Source organism: Candidatus Liberibacter sp. (genome assembly GCF_014048425.1).
Lineage (GTDB): Bacteria > Pseudomonadota > Alphaproteobacteria > Rhizobiales > Rhizobiaceae > Liberibacter.
In genome coordinates this window covers 1-4,032 of record NZ_JACETX010000064.1, presented here as the reverse complement: position 1 = coordinate 4,032, position 4,032 = coordinate 1, and the positions used below count along the sequence as shown (strand labels likewise).

Genomic DNA, 4,032 nt, shown 5'->3' with positions numbered 1-4,032 from the left:
ATACCATCCATCATATTCAAGACAGCTGAGGGATTTTTCACAGAAGACATCGTCAATAGAATGTGGCTTGTCTTCTCCAATCCACGAAGAAGAACCGGACCGTTCTTTGAAATCTTCGACAAAGATTCACCCGGCTGGATAAAGCGACATATCAGTGGCTTTGATGTCGAGGGCATAGACCATCAAGTTTATCACAATTGGATCCGTCAGTATGGCGAAGATTCGAACATTGCACGCCATGATGTTTACGGGCAGTTTCCACTCCAAGACACTGATCAATTTTTCTCCGCATCCAGCGTTAAGCAAGCCGAAGAAAGAGAACCATACTACGATGAGGAAGAGCCTTTAATCATGGGGCTAGACGTAGCGGGTGGGGGGAAGGATTCAACCGTTGCCGTATTCCGCCGTGGTTTGGATGCTCAATCTATTCCTCTTCAAGCCATGAGAGAAAAAGACCAAAATAGGATCATTAGTTGGGCTACTTCGCTCATCCACAAGTACAATCCAGATGCCATTGTTGTTGATGGAAACGGTATAGGAAATGGTGTTTTCTATGGGTTGCAGAGATTAAGATTCAATGTTCATGAATACGTCGGACAGAGAAAACCTAACGACGAAGAGCATTACGCCAACAAGAGAGCTGAGAATTACTACCTCCTACACCAGTGGCTCAATCATGGAAGCCTCGAAAAAGACGATGGATTGAGGAAAGACCTTCTCAGCATTCAACAAGACATCTCGTCAATGAAAGTTCAACTGGTCAGTAAAGAAAAGAGCAGAGCTAAAGGTATACCAAGTCCTGATAGGTCGGATGCTTTAGCACTAACGTTTCACTTGTCCTTGCCCCGTGTCAACAAATCAAGAATCAGAATCAGCAAAGCCCGTTTTGCTAAAACCATGAGCTTGGGGGATTAATGTCTAAAATCTTAGAAAGAATCACCCAATTAAAAGATACAGTCAGCTTCACGAAGGATGCTGACCATCAAGCTATTCAAGTCATCATAGCGCAATACAATGACCTGAAAGAGACAAGACATTCAGTCGAATCGATTTGGGATAATATAGCTCGTTATGTCCTCCCGAAGTATCAAGGGGCTTTTGGAGGCAGGAACATCTCTCCAGTTATCGATAAGTCAGTCAGTGATGCAACAGCCTCTAATGCTAATTTGCGTCATGCTGGTATGCTAGAAGAGCTTTTAACGCCACAAAGGAGAAACTGGTTTTCTTTAGAATGTGACAATCTCAAAGCGATTTTTAAAGGTCTTAAGCAAGACGAGAATGTACCTGATTTTTCCGAAGAGATGGCTACATCAGAAATCAAGCAATATATGGAAGAGCTGACAGAGCAGGTTCAAAAGAAGATACTTGATCCAGAAGCCCATTTCACTGCCAATATTCATGAGGTATTCCTCCAGCTTAGTAGCTTTGGAAAAGGATGTTTGCGGGTTGAGGCTAGAAGAAATCATCTCAACCAAGTCGTAGGATTTTCGTTCCGCTGTATTCCGTTAGGGGATATGTATTTTGCGGAAAACGATCAGAACAAAGCTGATACGGTCTTCGTTAAGTCTTCTTATACCTTGCCAGAAGCCGTTAGGAAATGGGGAGAAGAAAACCTTTCAGAAGAGAAGCGACAGACTCTTCAGGAAGGAGGCGACGATATCCTCACGAAGAAGTATGAATTTGTGCATGGTGTCTTTCCTAACCCTTCGTATGCGGGGAACTTTCCTTTTAAATCCATCGTATTTGAGGCGAGTAGTGAGGGAGAGATTAGCTCTGATCCACTGCATATAGTGGAAACCAAGAACTACCATACTATGCCTTATATCGTCACTCGCTATATCATAGCTCCTGACGAAATATACGGACGTTCGCCAGCATGGCAAATTTTGCCGTCGTGCCAAGCCTTGAATACACTCGTATCAACGTCTGTTGAAGCATCTGAGAGAAGCGTACACCCTGTTGTTCTGACAGCCCATGAGGGCATGATGCAAGACGATATTAGTCTTGATGCGGGTTCTATTCTCCACGGTATGATGCGCTCAGATGGCTCAAAAATGATAGACCAGCTTCCTATTGGAAATTATAGGGGAGCGAACGAAACCATAGAGATGCTCAAGAGCGAAATTAAGGAGGCTTACGCTCTGGATTTGTTTCAGTTGTTCTCTAGTCGTGATCGTATGACAGCGCATGAAGTCAGTGAGAGAAACAGTGAAAAGAGCTTTTTCTTGTCGCATGTCATGGGAAGACAACAAGCAGAACTCCTCGCTCCGATGTTCAATAGAATGATTGATATCATGTTTGCCAGTGGCGAGTTCTTGCCCGAACCAACCCCTATGGTTTTGGACATTTTGCAGAGCCCTCATTTTGAATACGATATTCAATATCAGTCTCCATTGGCTCGTTACCAGAAGGCAGACCAGCTCTCTTCCATGGTTCAAGCTATCAACGTCATGGTTGATATAGCTACGAAGTTCGGGGATCCATCGGCTTTAGACAGCGTCAAAGTGCAAAAGATTGTTCAGAAAGTAGCTGAATACGGCTATCTGCCACAGTCTTGCCACAATTCTGAAGAGGAAATGAAGCAGATAGGAGAAGCAAGGAAGGCACAACAACAAGATCAACAGAAAATGGAGAACGCAGGAGGCATAGCATCCATGGTCAAAGCGATGACCGAAGCACAACAAGCAGAGGGGGCTATGGCACAATGAATGTAGGAACCTTTTTAGCGTTTTACGGGCGGTTACTGGCAGAGAAAATACGTCTTTTTTGCAAAAGGAAAAGCAATTTCCAAACGTGGCTTAAACGTCCAGAAGCCACAGAATGCCTATCGTATCTAGCGAATTTTTGTAGTGCTAACAGGTCAACGTGGCGAAGCGATCCTCATGAAGCATCGGTCATGGAGGGCAGGAGACAGGTATTTCTTTTTCTCCTGCATCATATGGCTGACACCCCCGCTGAAAAAGAAGCGGAAATATACGTTAAAGCAGAAATTATAGCGAAGCACTTTAGAGAATATATGCCCTGTCTCCCACCAACCAAGGAATGAAAAATGACTGATATTCAAAGCAATAATCCCGCTCCAACTCTGGAAAACAATACAACCTCTGGTAGTTCTACTATTAAAGATGCTCTGGAAAAGGCCATGGCCAACGAATCTGTGACGGCAGATACAGTCAAGGCATCTGAGCAGTACACCACATGGACAGATGGGATGAGTCAAGATCTATTGGATCTTGTCACGAAACACAACTTCACATCCATTGAGGACGTGCTGGAGCATGCGAAGAAGTTTGAGGGCATCAAGGAAGAGGGTTATGTGCCTTTTAAAGTTCCCGATGAATCATCTTCTCCTGAAGACGTCGCCAAGTACAAAGAAACTATCGGCGGAGCAAAAACCATTGAAGACTACGACATGGATAGCTTCGGAGAGTTTCCTACAGACGTAAAATCTATGGTGGCAGAAGCCCTGTTATCAGGTGGCTGTTCTCCATGGCAAGCACAACAAGTAGCTAAAACTCTGGCTGATATCCACACCAAAACAGAAGAAGCTAAGAGGGTTCAAGGTGAGAAAGACTTTGCAAGATTAAGTGCTGAATTGGGTCTCAACCTTAAGCCCACGTTTCAGAAAATTGCGGCTTTGTCGAAGCATTTTGGGCTGAGTGATGGTCAACTCGATGCCTTGCTTTATAAAGGCGACGACGTTGTCCAGTCGGTTAAAAAAGTTTCCAGTATGGCATCCGCTTTACTGGAGGGTGCGTCTTTTGCCGTGAACAAAAATCAGGCTGTAGGAAGCCTAGAGAAGATCAAAAGCAGAATAACTGCTCTTGCTCGGAAAGTAGCAGAGGGGGATGCGAAAGCAAAAATAGAATTCAATGTTTTGTGTGCTCAACAAGCTGATCTCATACGCAAATACCAATCTTAATATCGATTTTCAACGCCAATACAAAGGAATAACACCATGTCAAAAGATATAGCAGTCCTCTACCAAACGCATTGGACAAACCTCATAGAATCATTAGCCCCCTTCAACAA

At 44.0% G+C, this 4,032-nt stretch carries 3 protein-coding genes and 1 pseudogene; all 4 read left to right on the top strand.

What is annotated here, in order from left to right; all coding sequences use genetic code 11:
- Positions 1 to 915: pseudogene (locus H0G72_RS05595) on the top strand (terminase); the annotation flags it as partial.
- The gene (locus H0G72_RS05590; protein ID WP_182017789.1) at positions 915 to 2,708 is read left to right on the top strand and encodes a portal protein; all 1,794 of its coding nucleotides are present in this window, start codon (positions 915 to 917) and stop codon (positions 2,706 to 2,708) included. The pseudogene H0G72_RS05595 and the gene H0G72_RS05590, both read left to right, overlap by 1 nt.
- Complete coding sequence (locus tag H0G72_RS05585) at positions 2,705 to 3,046, top strand: Bbp19 family protein (protein ID WP_182017788.1); 342 nt, start codon at positions 2,705 to 2,707, stop codon at positions 3,044 to 3,046. The genes H0G72_RS05590 and H0G72_RS05585 overlap by 4 nt, the downstream gene beginning before the upstream one ends.
- A 96-nt stretch (positions 3,047 to 3,142) precedes the next feature.
- The gene (locus H0G72_RS05580) at positions 3,143 to 3,922 is read left to right on the top strand and encodes a hypothetical protein (RefSeq protein WP_182017787.1); all 780 of its coding nucleotides are present in this window, start codon (positions 3,143 to 3,145) and stop codon (positions 3,920 to 3,922) included.
- Positions 3,923 to 4,032 lie beyond the last annotated feature (110 nt).

Coding starts and splice junctions, on each gene's coding strand:
- H0G72_RS05590 (WP_182017789.1), top strand. CDS start 915: ATGTCTAAAATCTTAGAAAGAATCACCCAATTAAAAGATACAGTCAGC.
- H0G72_RS05580 (WP_182017787.1), top strand. CDS start 3,143: ATGGCCAACGAATCTGTGACGGCAGATACAGTCAAGGCATCTGAGCAG.
- H0G72_RS05585 (WP_182017788.1), top strand. CDS start 2,705: ATGAATGTAGGAACCTTTTTAGCGTTTTACGGGCGGTTACTGGCAGAG.